The organism is Psychrobacter sp. Pi2-51 (genome assembly GCF_904846665.1).
Classification (GTDB): Bacteria; Pseudomonadota; Gammaproteobacteria; order Pseudomonadales; family Moraxellaceae; genus Psychrobacter; species Psychrobacter glaciei.
Genome location: NZ_CAJHBP010000001.1, coordinates 194,271 through 218,026, shown reverse-complemented (window position 1 = coordinate 218,026; position 23,756 = coordinate 194,271). Strand labels below are relative to the sequence as shown.

20 protein-coding genes are annotated in these 23,756 nt (G+C 44.2%); 9 read left to right on the top strand and 11 right to left on the bottom strand.

Annotation, left to right across the window (positions count from 1 at the left end; translation table 11 throughout):
* Window positions 1–45: 45 nt before the first annotated feature.
* Window positions 46–435: a RidA family protein gene (locus JMY08_RS00855; protein ID WP_189582353.1), complete on the bottom strand. Its 390-nt coding sequence runs from the start codon at window positions 433–435 to the stop codon at window positions 46–48.
* 189 nt (window positions 436–624) lie between these two features.
* Between JMY08_RS00855 and JMY08_RS00850 the strand changes: the two genes are divergently transcribed.
* Window positions 625–1,515, top strand: coding sequence for a LysR family transcriptional regulator (locus JMY08_RS00850; RefSeq protein WP_201588570.1), 891 nt, complete (start codon window positions 625–627; stop codon window positions 1,513–1,515).
* A gap of 41 nt (window positions 1,516–1,556) precedes the next feature.
* Here JMY08_RS00850 and JMY08_RS00845 read toward each other — a convergent pair whose 3' ends face one another.
* The 3 genes from JMY08_RS00845 to JMY08_RS00835 form a co-directional block, all read right to left on the bottom strand.
* Window positions 1,557–2,684 (bottom strand): M14-type cytosolic carboxypeptidase, encoded by a 1,128-nt coding sequence (locus tag JMY08_RS00845; protein WP_201588567.1) that lies wholly within the window; start codon window positions 2,682–2,684, stop codon window positions 1,557–1,559.
* Window positions 2,685–2,869: 185 nt separating this feature from the next.
* The gene (locus JMY08_RS00840; protein ID WP_201588564.1) at window positions 2,870–4,405 is read right to left on the bottom strand and encodes an ATP-binding protein; all 1,536 of its coding nucleotides are present in this window, start codon (window positions 4,403–4,405) and stop codon (window positions 2,870–2,872) included.
* Between the two features lies 1 nt (window position 4,406).
* Window positions 4,407–5,129 carry a heavy metal response regulator transcription factor gene (locus tag JMY08_RS00835; protein ID WP_201588562.1) on the bottom strand — a complete coding sequence of 241 codons (723 nt, stop codon included), beginning with the start codon at window positions 5,127–5,129 and terminating at the stop codon, window positions 4,407–4,409.
* A 253-nt stretch (window positions 5,130–5,382) separates the two neighbouring features.
* On the opposite strand from JMY08_RS00835, the gene JMY08_RS00830 reads away from it, so the two are divergent.
* From JMY08_RS00830 to JMY08_RS00800, 7 genes are all read left to right on the top strand, one after another.
* Window positions 5,383–5,667 (top strand): hypothetical protein, encoded by a 285-nt coding sequence (locus JMY08_RS00830; protein ID WP_201588559.1) that lies wholly within the window; start codon window positions 5,383–5,385, stop codon window positions 5,665–5,667.
* Window positions 5,668–5,844: 177 nt separating this feature from the next.
* Window positions 5,845–6,123, top strand: coding sequence for a hypothetical protein (locus JMY08_RS00825; RefSeq protein ID WP_201588556.1), 279 nt, complete (start codon window positions 5,845–5,847; stop codon window positions 6,121–6,123).
* A gap of 90 nt (window positions 6,124–6,213) precedes the next feature.
* Entirely contained in the window at window positions 6,214–6,831 is a 618-nt protein-coding gene (locus JMY08_RS00820; protein ID WP_201588553.1) for a c-type cytochrome, read from the top strand.
* A gap of 132 nt (window positions 6,832–6,963) precedes the next feature.
* Window positions 6,964–7,590 carry a DUF411 domain-containing protein gene (locus tag JMY08_RS00815; protein ID WP_201588550.1) on the top strand — a complete coding sequence of 209 codons (627 nt, stop codon included), beginning with the start codon at window positions 6,964–6,966 and terminating at the stop codon, window positions 7,588–7,590.
* Window positions 7,591–7,708: 118 nt separating this feature from the next.
* A complete protein-coding gene (locus JMY08_RS00810) occupies window positions 7,709–9,409 on the top strand; it encodes a copper resistance system multicopper oxidase (protein WP_320157780.1) in 1,701 nt (566 codons plus the stop codon).
* A 25-nt stretch (window positions 9,410–9,434) separates the two neighbouring features.
* Window positions 9,435–10,601, top strand: coding sequence for a copper resistance protein B (locus JMY08_RS00805; RefSeq protein WP_201588547.1), 1,167 nt, complete (start codon window positions 9,435–9,437; stop codon window positions 10,599–10,601).
* A 27-nt stretch (window positions 10,602–10,628) separates the two neighbouring features.
* Window positions 10,629–11,114, top strand: coding sequence for a DUF305 domain-containing protein (locus tag JMY08_RS00800; protein ID WP_201588544.1), 486 nt, complete (start codon window positions 10,629–10,631; stop codon window positions 11,112–11,114).
* A 35-nt stretch (window positions 11,115–11,149) separates the two neighbouring features.
* On the opposite strand, the gene JMY08_RS00795 is transcribed toward JMY08_RS00800, so the two are convergent.
* Together JMY08_RS00795 and JMY08_RS00790 are read right to left on the bottom strand one after the other, a co-directional pair.
* Complete coding sequence (locus JMY08_RS00795; protein ID WP_194619683.1) at window positions 11,150–11,371, bottom strand: hypothetical protein; 222 nt, start codon at window positions 11,369–11,371, stop codon at window positions 11,150–11,152.
* Window positions 11,372–11,724: 353 nt separating this feature from the next.
* Entirely contained in the window at window positions 11,725–12,864 is a 1,140-nt protein-coding gene (locus JMY08_RS00790) for an alkene reductase (RefSeq protein ID WP_201588542.1), read from the bottom strand.
* Window positions 12,865–13,037: 173 nt separating this feature from the next.
* Between JMY08_RS00790 and JMY08_RS00785 the strand changes: the two genes are divergently transcribed.
* Window positions 13,038–13,922 carry a LysR family transcriptional regulator gene (locus tag JMY08_RS00785; RefSeq protein WP_189585211.1) on the top strand — a complete coding sequence of 295 codons (885 nt, stop codon included), beginning with the start codon at window positions 13,038–13,040 and terminating at the stop codon, window positions 13,920–13,922.
* A gap of 12 nt (window positions 13,923–13,934) precedes the next feature.
* Here JMY08_RS00785 and cobA read toward each other — a convergent pair whose 3' ends face one another.
* From cobA to JMY08_RS00760, 5 genes are all read right to left on the bottom strand, one after another.
* Window positions 13,935–14,867 carry a uroporphyrinogen-III C-methyltransferase gene (cobA, locus tag JMY08_RS00780; protein ID WP_201588540.1) on the bottom strand — a complete coding sequence of 311 codons (933 nt, stop codon included), beginning with the start codon at window positions 14,865–14,867 and terminating at the stop codon, window positions 13,935–13,937.
* 137 nt (window positions 14,868–15,004) lie between these two features.
* Entirely contained in the window at window positions 15,005–18,325 is a 3,321-nt protein-coding gene (locus JMY08_RS00775) for a molybdopterin-dependent oxidoreductase (protein ID WP_201588538.1), read from the bottom strand.
* Entirely contained in the window at window positions 18,322–19,782 is a 1,461-nt protein-coding gene (locus JMY08_RS00770; protein ID WP_227679550.1) for an NAD(P)/FAD-dependent oxidoreductase, read from the bottom strand. Before JMY08_RS00770 ends, JMY08_RS00775 begins: the two co-directional genes overlap by 4 nt.
* A 76-nt stretch (window positions 19,783–19,858) precedes the next feature.
* Window positions 19,859–21,934: a bifunctional protein-serine/threonine kinase/phosphatase gene (locus tag JMY08_RS00765; protein ID WP_201588528.1), complete on the bottom strand. Its 2,076-nt coding sequence runs from the start codon at window positions 21,932–21,934 to the stop codon at window positions 19,859–19,861.
* 2 nt (window positions 21,935–21,936) lie between these two features.
* A complete protein-coding gene (locus JMY08_RS00760; RefSeq protein WP_201588519.1) occupies window positions 21,937–23,448 on the bottom strand; it encodes a NarK family nitrate/nitrite MFS transporter in 1,512 nt (503 codons plus the stop codon).
* Between the last annotated feature and the right edge of the window lie 308 nt (window positions 23,449–23,756).

Below are 23,756 nucleotides of genomic sequence, written 5' to 3'. Positions count from 1 at the left end.
TAAAATATTAACTATTTGATTTATTGACTAGATTACATTCAAAATTTAAGGCACAGCGGCATATACAACCAACTCAACCAGCATCTCTTCACGAGCCAATCCGGCTATCACTAGCGCCGCACGATTTGGATAGGGTGCTTCAAAGTATTCGGCATAAACTTGATTGACTGTTTTTAGATAGTCGCGATCGGTCACATAAATCATGACCTGTAATACCGAATCCATGCCAACATTGGCACATTCTAGTGTGTGCTTGAGATTGTCTAGCGTTTGGCGCGTTTGCGCTTCTATACCGCCTGCAACCACATCACCATTTTCATCGATAGGAATTTGAGCGGTGTACAAGGTTCCGTTATTAGTGATGGCCCACTCCAAAGGGGCTTTAGACGCATAAAGCGAGGTTTTAACGGCCTGTTTGTTTGAGTGAGTCGTCATATTGTCATGTCCTTTGATAAGTGATTTCAGCAATAAGCGATCTGAGATTTATTTAATCACTGCCAATTGCCATATGACTTATCCTACTCAATTCATATCGATAAATCTAACTAATTAAATTTGAATTTTGATAGATTTAATCTATCATTTAAGATAAATTATTAAAGAACAGTTTTGGATGGTTTGAATATGAAGCTACAGCAATTGCGTCATTTTTTATTTGTCGTGGAAGAAGGAGGCTTTCGTGCGGCGGCAGATCGCGCCAACCGTTCGCAAGCTGCTTTGTCAGCCTCGATAAAGGGATTGGAAAAAATACTCGGTCAGCGTTTATTTGAAGTGGGAAATAAGGCTATATTGACGCCTTTTGGTGAGACCTGCTTACCAAAAATTGAGCAATTCCTTACCGTTTATCAAGCGCTAGAAGATGACTTAAAAGCATCCGCATCTGGTGATAAAGGTAAAATCAGGATGGCAAGCGTGCCGTCGCTAGTAACTAAGCTACTACCTAGCGTATTGGTCGAATACTCAAAAAAGTATCCTGATATTGAGATTGTATTGATAGATGACAATTCTGTTGGTGTGGCCAATCGATTGTTGGCAGGTGAGATAGATTTGGCACTAGGCAATTGCACCAGTATTGATCAAATGAATATAGATTTCACCCTGCTCATATCAGATCCGATTGGCGTGGTCTGTCTTAAAAGCAATGAGCTGAACAACGAGTTAAATCAGTCGCAGGGGCTAACATGGCAGCAACTCATGTCGCAGCCATTTATTTATAACGGTACTTGCAGGTTGCTCGAAAACACACCAGCTGAGGCGCTCAATCGCAGGGCCAGATACACAGTCGAAAACATTACATCGCTATTCTCATTATTGCGTAATGATCTGGGTATCACCACGTTACCTAAGCTTGCCTTCCCTGCTAATGAACCCGAGCTGGTTTGGATAGATTTGGTTGACCCTTCTTTAAACCGACAGATCGGAATTTTTAAACTCGCTAATAAATCTATCTCTCCCCCAGCCCAAGCTTTTTATGATCTCTGTGTTGCGTATGTTCAAGAGCACTATTTACTGTAATTAGGTTATCTATTATTTTCTCTCTCCTATTGAATCACTAACTACCGTAAATCATCGACGACAGCTAGCATTGCAATTAGTGATGCTTCCCCTAATTTGATAGAACGCTCTGGTGACCAACCCATCTCTTCGTCAGGCAGATTATTGTTGTCTTTAAATGGCATCTCTAACGTATTAGCGAGGCAATCAAAACGTTCTGCCACCCAATTGGTGGCAACGGTCATATTGGCAGCACTCGGTGCATCAATCTCATAGCCAACTTCGGACTGAAAATCGGCACTGGCTAATTTTAATACGTCTGAAAATCTATCGCGTAGCTGGGCGAGACGGTCACTATAACTTGGCGTCCCTTGTGACCCAGCTAGGAATACGTATGGCAATGCTTCATCGCCATGCACATCATAAAATAGATCCACGCCTGTCGCTTCCATTTTATTAATCACATGAAATACTTCAGGGCTTTTGTCTAAGCTTGGACTTTGCCATTCACGATTTAAATTGGTTCCGACAGCGTTAGTACGCAAGTGACCACGCACACTGCCATCAGGGTTCATGTTAGGAACAATATAAAAGTTGGCTTTGTCTAATAACTGTTTACCAGTCGCGTTATCACTATCTAGCAAGCTATACAATAAGCCATCGATGAGCCACTCAGCCATCGTTTCACCTGGATGCTGACGTGCGGTAATCCATATATTGCGCTTGTGGGCAGCACCATCGCCAATCTTAACCAAAGTTAAATCGCGCTTATCAAGCGTTTCGCCTAGATGCTCCAAAGTTACTAACGGGTGCATCTGCACGGCTGCCAATAAATCTTGGTGACGCTCATAGCTGTAAGGCGCAAAATAAGCAATTTGAATGGTTTCGCATTCTAACTCTGCCACGATGGTTAATTTGCCATCTTTATAAGCCGTTGGCAGACGAAACCAATGCTGACGATCATAAGAAGCAACTGCTTGGTAATTTTCCCACCCTTCAAGGTAAGATGCCTCCCCTGCATTCATAATATTGAGAACGTACTGCTCGCCTATCTGACCGGACAGACGAAAGTTAAACCACTGAAAAAACGCTTCACCAACGTCTGGACGAATGGCTAATTGAATATCGTTTTTGTCTTCTACATTGATAACGTCAATATTTCCTGCATCAAAATTTGCCGTGATATGCATAATCGCTCCTTAATTGTTTTTTATAGTTGTCTTTTGAAATAGTTGTGTTGTAAAAAATATGATGAGATATAAGAAAAATGGTAGATATGCATTTACTTGGTCATAGTAAATTTCTTTTCAAGTCATTGGCTTATCAAGCTTATCTATTCAGATCAATTTATATGCTCAACTATCGAAGGTTTAGATCAACCATCAGTCAATAATTCTACACTGACTTGAAAAAAATAGTCATCCTTAATCGTGATGCCAACCTTGCCTTTATGAGCATTAGCGATAGCCTGAACGATAGATAGCCCTAGTCCTGTACCTGAGTGCTGATGGCTAGTCTTATCGTGACGATAGAATCGCTCAAATAACTTATCAGCTTCACTCTGGTTTAACGGTTTATCTAAGCGATTGGTCATAGTTATTCTTAACCATGGCTGCTTTGAGGGTCGAACCTCATCTTTAGCCACATTAAGTGAGGTGCCTGAGGTGATGACGGTAGCGGATATCATGATAGTACTATCACTAGCTGCGTAATAAATGGCATTTGACATCAGATTAGCAAACAGCCGCTGCAATAGGCCTTCATCACCTAATACTGTCTTAAATTCGCCTGATCTTTCAAAAGTTATCCCTCGATCCTCTGCAATCATTTCATAGTAATCAACGAGCTTGGTGATTAAGTTTTCAGTATCTACGTGACTAATTTGCGAGTCACTTAATCCTTTCTGAGTTTTTGCCAGTAGCAACATATTGTTTATCATGGCTGACAGCTGCTCTAACGTGTCATGCTGATGATGTAGTTGCTCGATGTATTCGTCGCCTTCTCTTGGCTTAGTTAACATGACCTGCGTTTGTGTACTAAGCGTCGCTATTGGGGTGCGGAGCTCGTGGGCGATATTGTCTGAAAATCGTGACAAAGATTCAAAATTGCTTTCAAGCTTGACCATCATTGAGTTGTAAGATTCTGCGAGCGGTCGCAGCTCTAATGGCATGTCACTGACGGTTACTCTTTCATCCAACCTTTCAGGATTGATTCTTTTCATTTTTTGTACGATAGTGGCCAAAGGCGCAAACCCCCAATACACACTTAATGCGGCGATTGAGACGAGTAATAGTGTAATAGCGAATAAAATCATACTAAGCTGACGATTGAACTGTAATAAATACTGATGATGTACATCTATAGGTAACGCGATAAGCGCGAGCATTTTGTCGTCTTCAATGACCATCGCTCGATAGTATCTGCTGTTAATACTCATCACAAACTGTTGCTTATCGTTATCTTGTCGCAGTGACAACAGATTAAACGCTTCCCCTAGCTCTTGAGTAAAGTTGTTGGGGGTACTAGACAGTATCTGTCCCTCTTTGTTAGCAATGACCGTTTTTAGATCGTAATCTAGCCAAGAAGAATGCAGATGATCGGCCTCCTCTGATGCTTCTGCAGAAAATGACGTTGTATCAGATGACAAGCTTAACGGTGGCTGGTTATTTAATAGACCTTGAGAATTTGTTAGCATTTGAGAGGTTATATGGCTGTTAGGTTCTGCCACTTGCTTACGTAAGTTAAACGCGGCATGAGTCATAATCTCAGCATCCATTTGTTCAAAATGACCCTTAACAGAGTGCTGTACCCAAATATAAATAATAATCTGTGACATAACGACAAATATCGTGAGCAACAACACAGTACGCCACAATAGTGGCAAGCGTCGATTATCCAACCTGTGTTTCATATTAGATATTGCCAGCTTCGTAAGACGGATTATTATCAAGCACTGTATCGACAGCCTCCAATCGGTAACCCATACCGCGCACAGTATGAATCAGCTTTGCCTCATGCTCATCATCTATTTTTATGCGAAGACGCCTTATCGCCACATCAATCACATTGGTATCATTTTCAAAATTCATATCCCATACTTGAGAAGCAATGACTGAGCGCGGTAGCACCTCGCCTCGGCGCTCCAATAGAAACTGTAATAATGAGAACTCTTTTGCCGTGAGCTTAATAGCCTTGTCTTTTCTATGCACAGTGCGCTTGGCAATGTCCATTTTAAGATCCGCTATTTGCAGGATCGTACTTTGATAATCGGATTGATTGGCACGTCGTAATAAGCTTTTGATTCTAACGATCAATTCTGCAAACGCAAAAGGCTTGGTCAAATAATCATCGCCCCCAATCTCAATCCCTTTTATTTTATCGCTTAAGTCATCTTTTGCCGTTAGAAAGAGCACGGGAGTACGCTTACCTGCCGCTCGGTAATTGCGCACCAGCTCAAAGCCACTAACATCAGGTAGCATGACATCCATCAGTATCACGCTAAACTCTTCCGTCATCAATGCATGATAGCCATCTAAACCTGTTATGTGATGATCCACAATAAAACCAGCTTCCGTTAAACCTTTTTTTATGTACTCGCCAAGCTTCAACTCATCTTCTACCAGCAGTACTTTCATGGTAATTCCTCAGTACGATTATAATTATTTAACGTTTTAACCCACACAGATGACAAAATTGACTGGTAGCTGACAAAGATGTCATCTGTTCGTAATCAGATTGTCAGCCTTCATTTGCTAATCTGTATGAATGAAACATAGTTGTTCATATCTAGCGACTATGAATTATTTTCACAGGTAATCAATTTAAATATCTAACAACTTAAATGCTTAACCAACTTAAATATCTAACAACTTACAAAAGAGGTTTTACATGAAAACATATGGTTCATTCAAAAAAGCAGTACTGCTATCGGCTTCTGTACTTATTGGTATTACTGCGGCTAATGCGCACACTACCGAGCTAAGTACTTCAGTCATCAATAACTGTGATGCGGTTACTGACTTTGCAAAAAACTTGGATCACAACGATGCTCAGCTCTCAAATTCACAAATGAAAAGTTATATCGATGCGAGAGTGGCTTGTGAGATTGAACACAAAGATCAACATCTACAGTCTGAAAAATACTTCATCAACAAATATGGTAGCGATAAGTAACATGAGCTCTGATGTTATACTAAAGGATTGATGACAACATTAAAAACTAAAAACAGCAAGATGACAATATTGTAATCTTGCTGTCATCTCTCTGTCAGAATCAATGAAGTATGCTTTAAAATAACTTAACATCCCAAAGATTTTTTGACTTTATACCAAATCAAATAAGGATTTACCATGTCATTATTCAAATCAATGCCACTATCTAAATCAATCGTAGCCACTGCTATAGCCTTAGTTGTTTCAACGTCAGCGTTGGCACATGACCCAAAAATGCATGCGCAGAAAGATCAGATGAACTGCGAAAAGATGGAAAAGCATATGGATATGATGGGAAAAATGGATCATAGCAAAATGGATATGAACGATCCTGCTATGAAAGCCATGATGACCAACATGAGCAAAATGAAAGCGATGTATCAAAAGCACTGTGTTACTAGTAAAAGTGACTCTTAGGCATTGCTCGTAGAAATTCAATATTACTGTTAGATCATTTTATCGAGCAGTAATTGAGTGTTAACGAAAATGGATTTTTAGGACAAACCTATGAAGTTTTTACTAGGAATACTTTTTACCGTCTTTGTCGCGATTGTGGGTGTTTTTATTGTAGTGACTAGTGGTGTGATAAATATCGGCGCTGATCAAGACCATAGTCCACTGGTTTACAATTTTTTAGAGACTGCCCGCACGCGTTCAATAGCGAATGCTAGTAAGGACATTACGGTTCCCAACTTAGAAAAGACAGAAATGATCAGCTCGGGCGGTGCCGATTACAAAGATATGTGTGCAGGTTGTCACTTGTCTCCTGGGGTAGAAAGCACTGATTTTAGCGCCAGTTTATATCCTAAGCCGCCAAGTTTTACCAATGTTGAATTGGTTGAACGCTATAAGACCGATGCCGGTGCTCAGCAAGCTTTTTGGGCCATTAAACACGGCATTATGGCATCAGGTATGCCAGCATGGGGCGCTTCGCACGATGACGATAGAATGTGGGCAATGGTCGCTTTTATCAGATCGTTACCTGACTTAGATGAAAATCAATACACCATGCTAACGACTAGGATAGACGATGATATGTTGGACATGTCATTTGATGGTGAGATGGATATGTCTGGTGATGGTGAGATGGATATGTCTGGTGATGGATCCGGCATGCAACATTGATTATTCGTAAGAAATGCAGTACTAAATAGTGCTGCCTTTTGCGATTTGAGTTTTACCAATACCACTTTGGTCAGTGTTACGGCTTTAATTTTTATAAATTTGATCGTCAGATAAACGCTCAGGAGTGATTTTATGAGACGCTATACCAATATATTTTCTAGTGAACACAACCGGTTATCTGGTCGTGTTCTTTTAGTGATGATGACATCTTCACTATTATTAGCGGCTTGTAGTCAACCTAACGCTGCTGCTGACTCAACACCAGCGACTGAGCCAACGACCGCTACGCCAACAGAGCAACCAAAAGCGGAAATAATGCCTGTCAGTGCTCATTCAGACACCCAGCCAACTATCCTAAAAAATATCTCAGCCACCGTTTATAAAGACGCCAATTGTGGCTGCTGTAAAGAATGGGTCGGTTATGTCGAAGGTCATGGCCTAAATGCAACCGCACAGAACGTTGAAGATTTGTCCTTGTTTAAAGAGCGCTACAGCGTACCGCAGCAGATGCGCTCTTGTCATACCGCCGTCACTACTGACGGCTATGTATTTGAAGGTCATGTCCCTGCCAAATATATGGCACAGTTCCTAAAAAACCCACCAAGTGATGCGATTGGTCTTGCCGTACCTGGCATGCCAGTTGGTAGCCCTGGTATGGAATATCAAGATAAATTTATGCCATATAAAGTGATGCAACTTAACAAAGATGGCTCAACAGCCATTTATGCAACCATTGAATCACCGCAGCAGCAATCATAGTTTGAGTGACGTTTAAATAGCTTATCCAGCTCTACTAATGGGCTGTCGAAGACATAAGCTTGACTGATAAACATATAGACTCAACTCCCATTTCATGGATTAAGTTAGGTAAATAATTATGAACAAGAATATGCTTAACCGCAGGCGTTTTTTGACAGGGTCCTCTACTCTATTAGGGGCATCCATGCTATCCACATTGCCGTCTATTGCCAATAGTGCGCTCGGAAAAGGTCAACAAAACGTAGCCGTCAACAGTGATAAATCTGACCATATCGTACCTATCTTAACCGGTAATGAGTTTGACCTGTATGTCAGCAAGAAGCCCGTTACTGTCAATGGCAAGTCGAGTATGGCAACCCTCATCAATGACTCGCTGCCAGCGCCAACGCTAAAGATGCAAGAAGGCGATACCGTGACCATCCGTGTCCATAACCAGATGAATGAGTCGACCTCTATTCATTGGCATGGCTTGCTCGTCCCATTTGAGATGGATGGTGTGCCAGGTATCAGCTTTGATGGTATTCCTGCGAACAGTACCTTTACCTATAAATTCAAACTCATTCAGTCAGGTACATATTGGTATCACTCCCATACTGGCTTTCAAGAGCAAACTGGAATGCGCGGCGCTATCGTCATTGAGCCTAAAGGCCGCGAACGCCATCCAGTCGCCGAAGATCACGTGATTTTATTGAGTGATTGGACACACCGCGATCCGCATAACTTGCTAAAGCTATTAAAGCAGCGTGCTGACTTTGATAACTACCACTTGCCAGATTTTAAAAAGCTGCTGTCTGATATTGCCGCAACAGATCTGGAAGCCGCTTATGACAAGCGCAAAATGTGGAATAAGATGCGCATGATGCCAACGGATTTCACCGATCTGTCTGGTGAAAAAACCTTTACCTACCTTATGAATGGTAAGACCACCGCCGCCAATTGGACACAGCTAGTGAAAGCGGGACAGCCCGTCAAACTGCGCTTTATCAATGCTTCAGCGCAAACCATCTTTGATGTGCGTATACCGGGTCTGAAAATGACCGTCGTCTCAACGGATGGCAATGATGTCGCGCCCGTTGCGATTGATGATTTCCGTATTGGGGTGGCTGAGACTTATGATGTCATCGTCACGCCGACCAAAGATGCACATACCATATTTGCCCAAAACATTGATCGTTCGGGCTATGTCGCGACCACGCTTGCAACCAAAAAAGGTGCTCGTGCTGCAATACCTGCTATGGATAAGATCGAGTGGCTGACCATGGCTGATATGATGGGTGCGATGGGTGATAAAGGCTACAAAGCAAAACACGCCAAGACCGAGTATGACTTTAAATCTGATATGCGCGTCGACAGTCCACGTATGAACCTCGATGACCCCGGTATTAACCTGCGTGAGATTGATAGAAAGGTTTTAACTTATGACCAATTGCGCTCCGTGGACGAGCAAGTATTGGCAGAGCAGCGCAAACCTACTAGAGAGATTGAGCTGCATTTAACGGGTAATATGGAACGCTATATTTGGGCGTTAGATGGTGTCATGTTCAAGGATGCAACGCCTGTTAATATTAAACCTAACGAGCGTGTACGCATTACCTTAGTCAATGACACCATGATGAACCATCCGATGCACCTGCATGGTATGTGGAGTGATTTGCGCACCCCATCTGGAGACTTTCAGGTACGTAAACATACGATTGTGGTTCAGCCAGCGCAAAAGATTAGCTTCGATGTGACGGGTGAAGTTGGACGATGGGCATGGCATTGCCACCTGCTTTATCACATGGAAGCCGGTATGTTCAGAGAAGTTGCCGTCGTTTAACAAACCTTCGAATATGAGGCTTATTATGAAAGTATCTAAGAAAAATCTGCCATTCATTGGTTTGTCATCGCTAGTCTTGCTCACCTCATCGTTTGCAACGGCTGCTGATATGTCTGGCATGGATCACAGCGGTATGGATATGTCAGGCGATATGTCTGGTATGGATCATAGCGGCATGGATATGTCAGGCGATATGTCTGGTATGGATCATAGCGGCATGGATATGTCAGGCGATATGTCTGGTATGGATCATAGCGGCATGGACATGTCGGGCGATATGTCTGATATGGATCATAGCGGCATGGATATGTCAGGCGATATGTCTGGTATGGATCACAGTGGCATGGATATGTCAGGCGATATGTCTGATATGGATCACAGCGGCATGGACATGTCGGGCGACATGTCTGGTATGGATCATAGTGGCATGGACATGTCAGGCATGGATCATGGCAGTATGGATATGTCTGGGATGCAAGGCGGGCAGCCGCCAGCCGATGCTCGCAGTCCAGACTATTCAAACGGTGTTCCCTATGGGCAGTATGGTAAGCCAATGATGATGGGCAGCATGCCGTTATGGGGAGTATCAGTAGACGACTTGGGCTATCAGTTTGATGAGGATCAAATCAACTTCGAAGCGACGGGTTGGTATGGTACTGACAGTAATCGTATCAGGCTACGCACTGAAGGTAGTGCTCAAACTAAAGATGATAAAGAAATCGATAGCTTAAGCTCGCTTGCTTATTGGAAACCACTGAGCATTTTCTGGAATGGTGAAGCTGGTGTCGCTTACGATACTGAAAACGATAACGCTGCCCTTATGGCAGGTATTGTCGGTACCGCGCCGTATTTTATCGAAACAGATGCGAGAGCCTATTTATATACCGATGGTCAACTTCGCCTTGATTTAGGCGCAGAGTACGAATGGCGTTTGGATCAGCATTGGGTGGTCATACCAGAGGTGGGATTGACTGCCTTTAGTAAAGATGACCATGATAATGGTATTACCAAGGGCTTTAATGAGATGGAAGCTGAGGTTAGGCTGACTTACGAGACGTTCAGTCGCCAGCTAGCACCTTATGTGGGTTTGAGTTATGAGACAGCGCTTGGCAAGGCTCGTGGTCAACGACGTCAACATAATGAATCGGTTGATAACAGTAGTTTAACTGCGGGAGTTAAATTCTGGTTTTAATATTATTAAAATAATAGGAGATATACTATGAATGCTTCAGATCAAAGCACCATGAATCATCAACAGGGCATGAACCCGTATGTAAAGTTCACCCTGATGATTGTGACGTCTACGATTGTGATGTACATCATGATGTATTTCAATACTTATGAATGGAGTCATATTTATTTTAGTGAAACCCGAGCTTATATGGCGCTCTACATGGGTGCCGGTATGGCAGTGGTCATGTTGGCATTTATGACCAATATGTATAAGAAGACCAAGGTCAACTTAATGATTTATGGTCTGAGCGTGTTGATGTTTGCTGTTGGTATCTGGGGCGTGCGATCACAAGCAACTGTCGATCAAGTCGATTGGATGCAAGCGATGATACCGCATCACTCGATTGCTATTCTCACCAGTAGTCGTGCTGATATTGAAGATCCGCGTGTACAACAGCTTGCTGACGATATTATAAAAGCGCAAAAACGCGAAATCGCTGAGATGAAGCAATTGATTGAAGAGCTGGAATAATATGATGGTTTACCAGTGAACGCTGCGAAAAACGATCACTTTTTTCTGCTTAGACGCTCAATGACCCAGCCTGCTAGTGGGAAGGACACCAGCTGTGTCAACGGAACGAGTATGATCGTTTCAATTAATACCACCACTGGCAAGCTTAACCCTTGAGTCACAGGCTTCAATAACGTTAATACAATTAGGAGTGTTGGATAGAGTCCGACATATCCTACTAATATGCGTATAAGTCTGTCTTTAGTATTCTGATTCATTATATGATACCGACTGATGATTAGGGTCTGTTAAACATTCAAATGTGGTACTGGCAGTGGCTATTTTTTAGACAATGCGCAGTGAAATTTTTGATGCCTAGTCATTCTAGGTTAGACAATTTTGCCATGTATTAGCAAAAAATAGTCCTGCCCTGAAAGGCTGATGCTAAAATCACCTCAAACGTTGTTATAAACCTAGCTAAGGTCTCGACATTATCGTCGGTTTACGCCTAGTTTGATGCGATTTTAGCGATCAGCAGTCCTAATATTTGAATGTTTAACAGACCCTAAATTTATAAATAGAAATAAGGCCAAAAATAGCCTTATTTCATTTATTACTATTGTTTTTTTAACTATGCTTGATAATAAGGATAATCGCTGTAGCCAACGTCAGTGCCACCATACATAGTGGCAGGATCTACTTCATTAAGTGGCCAATTATTGGCGATACGCTCAGGTAGATCAGGGTTGGCAATAAAGGGGCGACCAAACGCAAATAAATCGCCATAGCCTTTGGCTAAAATATTGACTGCTTTTTCTACGGTATATTTACCCGCATAAATAATACGTCCTGAAAATTCTTCTCTTACCGCTTGATAAAAAGTGTCTGGCAAATCAGGCGCATTATCCCAATCGGCTTCTGCAATTGACAAGTAAGCAATGCCCGCTTGCTCAAGCAATTTGACCGCTTCGACATACGTATGATGGGGATCTGACTCTACCAATCCTAAATACACGCGCGTCTCATCCGTACTCGCAAACAAAGGCGCAAAGCGTACGCCTAAACGATCCGCACCAACCACATCACTAACAGCAGCGACGATTTCTTTTAAGAAGCGCAGACGATTGGTCAACGACCCACCATATTGGTCATCACGGGTGTTGCTATGCTCAGAAATAAACTGATTGACCAAATAACCATTAGCACAATGCAGCTCTACCCCATCAAAACCTGCCTCCAGTGCATTGCGTGCGGCTGCCGCATACATCGTTACCAGCTCACCAACTTCATCAGTACTGAGAGCACGGGGCTCACTTGGATCGGCCAATGCACCTTCACCTGGGCCTGTTTCAATAAATACTTTTACGTTGTCAGCAGCAATCGCTGATGGGCCTACAGGCTGAGCACCTTGTGGCTGCAAGCTGGTATGAGACACACGCCCAACATGCCATAACTGAGCAAAAATAATACCACCTTTAGCATGTACTGCTTGCGTAACTTTTTTCCAGCCTTCAATTTGGGCTTGCGAATGGATACCGGGTGTCCACGCGTAACCTTGGCCTCTTGGCTCAATCTGCGTACCTTCCGTCACCATAAAGCCTGCTGTCGCACGCTGTGCATAATAGCTGGCCATTAAGTCATTAGGAATATTGTCAGGCTGCGTGCTACGAGAGCGTGTCAATGGCGGCATTACGATACGGTTTTTGAGCGTATAAGGCCCAAGTTCTACAGAGGAAAATAGTGTACTTGTATTTAGAATGGTTTGTGTCATAAATGTCTCTTTTAAAGCAGCTGATGGCTTATTATTAAATGTATTTGGCCTGTTTTGATGCTTAATAGCTCATTTAGTTGCTACTTAAGCAATGTTGGTCAGCATAGCGTTTTGAGGGTACAATTAGAAACAACCACTTATTGTTTAAGATACAACTATTAATGGTATGAGTTATGAATGGTATGAATCGGCTCGATATTAAGCAGCTTAGAGTATTACAGGCTTTGCTTGATCTAAAAAACCTCTCACAAGTCGCACGCAAAATGGGGCTGACCCAACAAGCCATTAGTGAGCAGTTGCGTAAGTTACGTGAGGTGTTTGATGATCGTTTGTTTATTCGTCAAGGCAATAGCATGGTGGCAACGCCAAAGGCGCTATCGATGCAGCAACCTATTGACCATATATTAAAGCAGTTGGAAGATTTGTTAGAGCCAGAGGTTTTTATGCCGCAAACATATAAAGGCGTCTTTACGATTAGCGCAACCGACTATGCAACGCAGGCATTATTACCGCAGTTGTTTAATATTACGCGCCGCGACGCACCGGATTTGAAGTTGATCGTACGCGACTTTGCCTCAGACAATATCAATCAGCTGATTGCAGCAGGTGAGCTTGATTTATTGATTACCTTTCCTGAATTCATCCCTGATAACTTATCGTATGTCACTCTGTTTGAAGAGCAACATTTATGCGTGACGGGTTGTGAAAATACCTTTGCCACAGAGCCATTAACACTGACGCAAGTGGCTGCGCACCCGCAGTTGGTGGTGTCGCCTTCGCGTGCTAATTTGCGCGGCTCTCATGACCAATGGTTTGCAGAAAAAGGTCTAAAACGAAATATTGTGATGTCAGTTCCTAGCTTTTCGGCTGTGCCCAATATTTTGCACACGACCGATATGATTGCGTTTTATCCTTCGCGGTTATTGCCGAGCAGTAAGGTCAAAGAGCTTGAGGTTGAAGCATTGCCGCCTACTTTTAAAGTCATCGCGGCATGGCATCCACGTACTACTGACAGTGGCATACATCGTTGGTTAATTGAGCAATTACGAAATCTATAATAAGTAACGTTCCTACGTCATACTTTCCAAATTGGGTATTAAGTGGTTACTGCTTATAACTTTATTAACATCAACAAATGCACCTTTACCCACAGCACCAAGATTATAGTCTGCAAACTCATGATATAAAGTGACCACATCACCCATAATTAATAGTGCAGGTGTTGGCAATTTCGCTATCGCTTGCTGATTAGCGATACTACCAAGCGTACCGATGAGCAGCTGCTGCGTGGGTAAGCTTGCATGACTAATCACGGCAAAAGGAGTCTCGCTGTCGCGCCCCGCTGCTATCAACCCTTTGGTCAGCTCACCTAGCCGATGCAGTCCCATATAAAACACCACTGTTTGTTTGCTGTCCAAGTGTTCGTCATAGTCATTATTGGCTGCGCCTGACTTTTTGCACGCTGTTACAAACTTGACGGCTTGTGCATGATCACGGTGCGTTAATGGAATCCCTGCACGGCTAGCAGCGGCACTGGCGGCTGTGATGCCGGGAATGGATTCAAAACGAATGCCATGGCGCACAACTTCTTGCAACTCTTCGCCGCCGCGCCCAAAAATAAAGGGGTCGCCGCCTTTTAGACGAACCACTGTTTTCCCTGCCAGCGCGTGTTTGACTAGCAGCTCATTGATGCCTTCTTGCGGCAGAGCATGGTTGGCACGGCGCTTACCGACGAATATTTTTTCTGCTGTCAGCGCGCACATATCTAAGATATCCTCTGAGACTAAGCTGTCATAAAGCACTATGTCTGCGCGCTGCATGACTCGTAACGCTTTTAGAGTCAACAACTCAGGATCGCCAGAACCAGCACCGACTAAATGCACAGTGCCCACTTTCTCACCTTCTGCTATCGTTGATGATGTGTTTAGCACATTGACGTTGCATTTTTTATTGGACAAGTCATTCGAAGGTAAGGTTGCGATAAAAGCAGATGAATCAGTCATAATGGTCACTCCTAATAACACTACTAGCGCCGTGCAGATCAGCACTTCATAATGGAATACATAAGAACAAAAGATAGTACAAGATACGGTGCAAGCCTCATGCCATATCGATAACTTAACCCTCTTTCAACAGGCGTTTAGGACGCATATTCCTCAATAAGTGCATTAATTTGACTCACGCATGAGCCGCAATTGGTGCCCGCTCGGCACGCTTTACCAATGGCATGTGCGCTGGTACATTGCTGTTTGGTGATGGCATTGATGATGATGTTTTCTCCCACCGCCATGCACGAACACACCAGCGGGCCTGGATCGATATAACCTGTGGCTGGACGACCTGCCAGCAACCATTTATAGCGCTGCTGTGCAGGTATCGCATCGGTATTGGCAAAGCAGCTATCAAGCCAATGACTGCTTGGCAGCTGCGTCACTTGCGGCGCGAAATAAATAGCTAATAGTAGCCGCTCACTCGGTGTCGTAGAGATGGAAGTGCTTGGCAACGTGCGATCGACCTCTTCATTATTTGCCTCATTCGCCTCTGACTTAGTCAAAATAAAACGTAGTTGCTGCTCCGGTTTACTAAGGGTAAAAGCACTATGAACCCCTACAGTATTGGCAGCGTCATCAGTCAGCCCTTTATCCGATACAGAGCTTTGATAGGTATCGATAAACTGCTGCCAAAACTCAGGATCAAGCAATTGCTTAGCGATGCTGTCGACTGGGCTAGCAAGATTCATTAGAACGCTGTTGGTTTGGCGACTAATACTCCATGTCAGTGCTGGTAGTGTTTGAGTCGACTGCTCACTAGCCACATCAAAGCTAGAAGAGGCTGCTTGCGACTCATTGTCTGTCATTTGCTCCTTAAAGTTAGCCGCCATAGCACGAAAGTGCACTAGTATGGTGTCTTGCAAATCAGGATGCACCAAAATCTTGCCAAACGTCTGCATGGGTACAGCGCTGATACTAATCGCTGAGTTTTTTAGCTCAGGCTGTCCCGAATGGGGATCGACAACCGTCGGAATGAGCGTACCTACTCTTGCACCGCTGGCAAAGGCGTTACTCCAGTGCATGGGCATAAATGCATCACCAACACGCATGCCATCGCTGATGGCAACTTGTGCTATCACTTTTTGCTCTAGCACTTCAATGTCTGTATTTGAATCAACAGCCGCCTTATTATGTGGCTGACGCTGTTTTTTCTGCTGCTTGTTTGGCAGGTTTTGCTCATAGCGAGGATGTAGCTGCACATAGTCGCCTTTTTCAACACCAAGTTGCTCGGCGTCATCGGGATGAAGGGTCAGCATCGGCGCAGACTCATGTTGGTTAAGCTGCGGCGCAAGTCCTGTGCGGGTCATGGTATGCCACTGATCACGTAATCTACCGGTAATAAGACGTAGATTCACGGTCGATGAGTGACCGTTATGTGGCTTATCGCTCTTATTATCCTTTTCTCTATTATTGCTCGCTATATTATTGCTTTCTGTATTGCCATTAGCTTTCGGTCTTGAGCGACGCTGATGCCTATTAGGTAAGCTGGCACTATCTGAGGGTGTAATAGCGATAAAGTTTGAGTGCGCCATGGTGATTCGCTGGTCGCCCCATTGAAAGGGGGTCATTACCTCATAGTCAGCACGGTTTAGGATTGGCATTGGTAGGTCTTTAGCAAAGTTCAGATAGCGCGGTTGATTGCTAATAGAGGGCACTTGGCTAGGATCGTTTTTATAAGCAGTCAATGCCACATGCTCATTGAATATCTCGCTGGGATGCTGGTAATCAAACCCAGCTAGCCCCATGCGGTTAGCCACTTGAGACAGTATCCACCAGTCAGGCTTAGCGAGTCCTAGTGCAGGCTTCAATGCCCGTTGCCTTGAGATTCGCCGCTCAGAATTGGTGACTGTGCCTGACTTTTCGCCCCAACCTTGTGCTGGTAATACAATATCTGCGCACTTCACCGTATCGCTGTCTACCGAGCAGTCAGAGACAATGACCAAGTCACAAGCCGCTAATGCGCGGCGAAATTTATCCGCTTCAGGTAAGCTCACGACTGGATTGGTCGCCATAATCCAAATGGCTTTGATACGCCCATCTAAGATAGCATCGGCAGCATCACAAGCTTGGATGCCAACCTCTGGCGCAATAGACTGCGGTGCCTGCCAAAAGTCAGCCACCAGTTGACGATGAATACCATTACTCAAATCTAAATGTGCCGCCAGCAAATTAGCCAGCGCCCCGACTTCACGGCCACCCATGGCGTTTGGCTGACCAGTGAGTGAAAACGGACTGGCGCCTACTTTTCCTACGCGTCCGGTGTACAGATGACTATTGATAATGGCATTGACCTTGTCGGTGCCACTTTTTGATTGGTTAACGCCCATACTAAACGCGGTCACTGTCTTGTCATTGGCAGCGACTAGCTGATAAAACTGGCGTATAAGGTCAGCGCTGATTTTGCATGCTTGAGCGACTTTGTCGATGCTCCACGTCTTGGCAGCCTCCAAAGCGAGATCGACATCATTACATTGCCTGAGATAATGCTCATCGCAACAACCTTGCTGCTTAAGATAGTGCAACAACCCATTGTATAAATGCGTATCGGTGCCAGCGGCTATTGGTAAGTGCAAATCAGCAAACTCACAAGAGTCCGTACGACGCGGATCAATGACGATAAGCTTTTTACTGGGATCAATTTTTTTGGCGTCTAAAAATCGTCCAAACAAAATAGGATGGCACCATGCCATGTTTGAGCCCACCAGCACCAATAAATCGCAGGACTCTAAATCCTCATAATTACCAGGCACCAAATCAGCGCCAAACGCACGTTTGTGCCCTGCTACTGCGGAAGACATACATAGGCGTGAGTTGGAATCGATATTATTATTACCGATAAAGCCTTTGATAAACTTATTGGCGACGTAATAATCCTCAGTGAGTAGCTGTCCTGAGACATAAAACATAATACTGTCGCGACCATGCTTGGCGATCGTGTCGTTTAAGCGCGTGGCAATATCATCTAAAACGTTATCCCAATCGGTAGGATTTATAAGTGGCTCATCAGATATGTCGATAGCGTTAAAATCATTACCCAATTGCATAGGTCGATGCTGTTGCATTACCGCTTGCTTGTTTTGATAGTAAGGCTCAGTTAAGCGTCGCTCACTGCCTAAGGTTTGTGCCAGCGCACTGCCTTTTGAGCATAGTTTACCAAAGTTCGCCGGATGCTCAGGATCTCCTTTTACGCTCACTACCCCTGTCGCATCGACACTGGCTAAGACGCCACACCCTACCCCGCAGTAAGGACAAGTGGTACGTATGGTGGACGTCGTTTCTTCAGTATAAGTGGCAATAAGAGCCGTTTTTGAAGGATTGATCATGTCATCAGATTTGTTATTAGATCGGCGTATACCACTTTCTAATTCTTGGCTAGCATTCGATTTATTACTCAAGATCACTTCACTCATGACGCCGCTCCTACTATGTCTGCTGCGCTTAATAAATCCAGATCGCTATCGATATCCATGTCTCCGTTAGCCTCACTATCTGTCGTTATTTTCTCCAAATCACAGTAAGCCTCGCCAAATATCAAATCCGCTTTTATAGGCGCGATATCACTATTGCTGTTGATCAACTGGCTATAGAAACTGCCCTCATTGACCTCACCGTAGAGTACAGCGCCGATCAGTTTATTGTTTCTAAGATAGAGGCAATGATAGTGATTTACACTGGTTTGCTGATAAGTGATGGTTTCGATAGCTGCCGCTTCCTCCTCATCAAAGTCGACTTGCCCTGCTGAAAAGGCACTGATGCCAGATACTTTTAGCTTTAAAGACAGCGGTTTGCTAGTAAAAGGGTGCCAATTATTTCTGGATGCTAAGCCATCGTTTGATTTCCTCGCATCTTTTAGGACAGAAACTAAGGTATCAACTTGCTGATTGACGGGCGCCACCATACCGAACAGCTCACCGTCTAGCTCCACACATTCACCAATAGCGTATACGTTGGCAGCGCTGGTATGCATATAATTATCGACGATGATGCCACGGTTGACCGTCAACCCGCTGTCTTTTGCCAATGTGATATTAGGTACCACTCCCACTGCCATGACCACGAAATCTGCTGGCAACGTGCGCCCATCTTTTAGCAATAATCCGCATACTTCATGCTGGTTGTTGACCGCTATACATTCAGTGATCGCTGATACCTCAAGTCCGACATTTCGACAACTGAGCTCTGCTTGCAATAGCTCAGCGGCAGGCAAATCAAGCTGTCGGTTCAGTACATAGCTGTCCACATGAACAACCGTCATATCTGCTCCTTGAGTAGCCAAAGCGCACGCGGCCTCTAACCCCAATACCCCGCCCCCAATCACCAGACCTTTTTTCCCTTGATGTGCATATGCGGTTAGTGCATTTACATCAGCTACTTCTCGAAACACGTGCACGCCTTTAGCATCATAATTTGGAAAAGGAATAATTCGAGCACTGGAGCCCGTCGCAATAACCAGCTTGCTATAAGCGAGCGTTTGTCCATTGCTCAGCTCAATGGATTGCTGTTTGATGTCTATTGTGTCAACCGAAATTCCAGCCAATACGGTGATACCCAGCTGTTGATACTCTGATTGCTCGTATAGATAAGTATCTTCAAATATAGAATCTCCTGACAGTACAGGCGATAGCATAATTCGGTTGTAGCCGACTTGTGGTTCTTTACTAATAAGCGTAATTGGCAGATGAATGTGAGGGTTTTCCAGTCTGCTTTGCTGCTGGGCACGTGCCAGCTCAATAGCAAAACGGCTGCCTGCCATGCCAGCACCAATAATGACGATACCAGCACTCGAAGGTAGCGTTGACGCTATTTTAGGATTTTGGCTATTGACTACTGTTGACTGTGCATTAAGGTGTGGTACAAAAGGCGACATAAGAAGAGCATCCCTTAGCCGCAACGTGCAGCATTAAATAAATGGCGTGTCATATCATGTTTTTGTTGAAGCAAACTTATAGAAAATAAGCCAGCAATGATAAGATGATGACAAACTGAATGAAGCAAATGCTGTGCCATACCAGTAAGGGATGGCGTATGATAAGCGGCTCAGGGTCGCGGATATTGCTGGTATTATCGGGGTTAAAATCTTGTAAAAACTCACCAATTGCTTGGTATCTAGCTTGGGTGTTGGAATGCAGCGCACGCATTAACGCTTGTTGGCTAGCAGTGGGTACGCGGTGCTGACGTAATGATTGAGCAGGCAGCGTATGACTTGCCTGATGCGAACTCATCAAATCTTGCGAACTAAACGGCAACTCATTGGTTAGTAGCTCATAACCGATTACGGCTATGGAAAATAAATCAGAATAAACTCCTTTTGGTGCATCGCTGTAATATTCTGGTGCAGCGTAGTGCAAATCACCGTTTGGTGGTCGAGTGCTGTCTTTGAGTATTAAAGAGCTGGCCGAACCAAAATCAATCAATTTGACCGCGCCTGAGGTGGTCAATAGGATATTTTCCGGCTTGATGTCTTGATGCAATAGATAGTTACGATGCATCACCCGAACCGCCATGCCTATTTTGGTCAACAAATCATATGTCTGCCATACGTCGCAAGGGGCATGGCGATCCATAAAATCTCTGAGGCTCTCGCCCTCAATATATTCGGTCAGATGGTATAAATAAGTACTACTTGCTGGTACGGGGTAATAACGTAGCAATCCTGAAGAACTCAGCGCTGAGCTCGCGCTTTGATTGGTTTTGATGCTGATAAGGGTATTATCGCTCGACAAATCATTAGGGTCCGCTTGATTGTAAGCAGGCTCGCCAGCACGGCTGTGCTTAGATAAGCTCAATCCTATTTTTCGCTCTTTTAAAAACTCGCGCAGATAGTACCCATCGGTAATCGTATCAAGGCTTGGCGACTTTATGACAAAGGCATGATGGTTGCTATCTTCTACCAAGTACACTTCACTACGAGCAGTACGGGCTATAATGTTTTTGACAGTAAAACCGTCAATCTGCGCACCAATCTCCAAACCCGTTGGCAACTGATAACGATGAATATCGTGAGAGCTAGCATTGTCGCCTGTCTTGTAAGTTTGTGCCTTAAACGTTTGCTTATGGAGCATTGGCGTATTCATACCAAGCATCATCATACTTAGGTTATCGTAACTGCCTTCGCTAAACGCTTGCTCGCATAAGCTTTTACTGATATCTAAGCTTTCACCGATACCGATACCAACATCACTTATCTGTTGGTCGATAGCGTTTCGATCAGTCATAGTCGTCGATTGAACTAGCGCGCTTGCGGCGGCACACAGTTCAAACTGAAGCTCTGAGGCAGTAATAGATTCATAGACGCCATCAGTCATTAGCGCTAAGCACTCGTTTTGATGCAATGTAAATACCGATTGCTGTAACTGAATTCGTGTATCAGCGCCGACAGCAGCCGACAGCGCACCTTTATCTTGCCCACGATGGATGCGGTGATCTTTAGTGAGCACCGCCATGCTATCCATACCTATACGGTAAATACGTGAATCGCCCGTATGAAATAGATGGATACGGTCACCGATACACAGTAGACCTGATAAGGTCGATAACAGCGGTGGTACTCGCTCGTAGACTTGCGGGAAATAAAGCACATCATTGGTTTTGTTTACCGCCTCCTTAATCAATATGGCAATTTGATTATCATCAAAGCTTATCGGCGCCTTTTGACCATTGGCTTGTGACTCATTTTTTGATGCCGACTCGTACTCTGTCCTCACCAGATTTTCAAGCGCTAAAGTAAGGTGATGCGTGATGGTATTGACAACCAATTGACTGGCTTGTTTAGGGAACTGACAGGCACTGACACCATCCGCCATCAGCACCAATAAAGGCGCATGAGGACACTGAACACCGCCGTTGATGGTTGCTGTGGACTGTCCATACGGCAAGCATGTTGTTATCAGCAAGCTGTCTTGATTTTCGGATTTGCGCCCTTGCATGGTATAAAAATCAAGCAACCATAGTGCATTATCCGCACTATGGTGACTGGTTTTGTCAGTGGTCTTAAAGTCTTGTGCGCTGCCCTTTTTCATACTTAGCTCACTTTAATTTGGGCAAAGCTGCCATCTGGCATCTCTTCGATGATAACGCCTTCAGGCTCTTTTAAAAAGAATAGTGCTAAGAAGCCAACCACTGCGGTGGCGGCGATCACAAAGAAAAATACCTGATAGGAGACGAGACTCAGTACGGTCAAATAAACGACCGAACCAACATTGCCATAAGCACCAGTCATGCCAGCGAATTGTCCAGTCATACTGCGCTTAATGAGTGGAATGACCGCAAACACTGCGCCCTCGCCTGCCTGTACAAAGAATGAGCAAAACATCGTGATCAACAATGCCAACGCAATCGGCCATGTTGAATCAACGATTCCCATCAATAAATAACCGACGGCTAAACCCGCAGTCAAAATCAGCAGCGTGATCTTGCGTCCATACTTGTCACTGAGCCAACCGCCGCCCGGACGTGACATCAGATTCATAAATGCATAGCTTGATGCCAATACCCCTGCCATCACAATCGATAGGCTAAATGTCTCTTGATAAAAAAGCGGCAACATAGACACCACCGCCAGCTCTGAGCCAAAAGTAGCAAAGTAGAGAATATTTAAGATACCGACTTGCTTAAAATCATACTGATGTGCTTTTGGAACTGGCGTAGTAAATATCTCTTTATTAAAGCGATAACTACTCACGAACTCATAAATATATAAAACAACCAGTCCGATATAGAGGATAGTCACGCTGTCCTGACTAAGCAAGCTGACGCCAGCGGGCGATAATTTCCATCCCAAAAGAGCCAAGGCCAAATACATTGGCAGCTTAAACGCCATCATCAGCCAAAAATCACCTGCTGAAGTCACCATCATGGCACCAGATTTTTTGGGTTTAAAATACGTCGCACCCTTTGGCGTGTCTCGCACCATCTTATAAAAAATCACACTATAAAGCATCATGACCACCCCTGAAGTAGCCGTCGCATAACGCCAGCCCTCATCACCACCAACTATAGCGGCAGCGATGATAGCCACTGTCGGTAATAGCAAGGCAGCAGCAGCGGAACCAAAATTGCCCCAACCGCCATAAATACCTTCAGCCGTACCCAGCTCATTTGCAGGGAACCAATCACTCATTAGACGAATACCCACCACAAACCCTGCACCCACAAAACCCAGTAAGAACCGAGACAACGCTAGTGTGTTGTAGTCTTGCGCAAAGGCAAAAGTAAAACAGGGAATGGCGCCAATCGCCAAAATGGCGGTATAGACGAGGCGCGGGCCAAAACGATCGGTTAGCATACCGATAATGACTCGAGCTGGAATCGTCAAGGCGACGTTTAGTATCAGTAAGGTTTTGATTTGATCTTTAGTAAGGTTAAGCGTCTCCCCAATCGCGGATAAAAAAGGCGCGTGGTTAAACCACACAAAAAAGGTCAGAAAAAAAGCCATCCAACCAAGATGGAGAATTTTATTCTTACCTGTAAAAGATAAGATATTAAGCTTGTTTTTAGTTGGCACAGCGGGGTTCGATGGTGGCGATGACGACATAAGCAATTTCCTTAAATGGCAAACTTTAGGGCCAACATAAAAAGTCATAAGAACAAGTTATGTTAAACAGAATGATCAGTTAGAACACTTAAGGGGGTGCAATGGCTGTGCCATTTGCCGTCATAAAAATCATTGTGGAGGCAAGCCATCGTCTTTGGTGAAAGCGTCAATGCTTTGTAATAGCAGACTTACAGGCGACTATCACAAGCCGATTCATCTCTTAAAAAACATGATGCCCTTGTATCATTGAGAAACATAAAAAAATGCCACTCATTATAAATGCAATCAAATTGGTGCATTATTCTGTC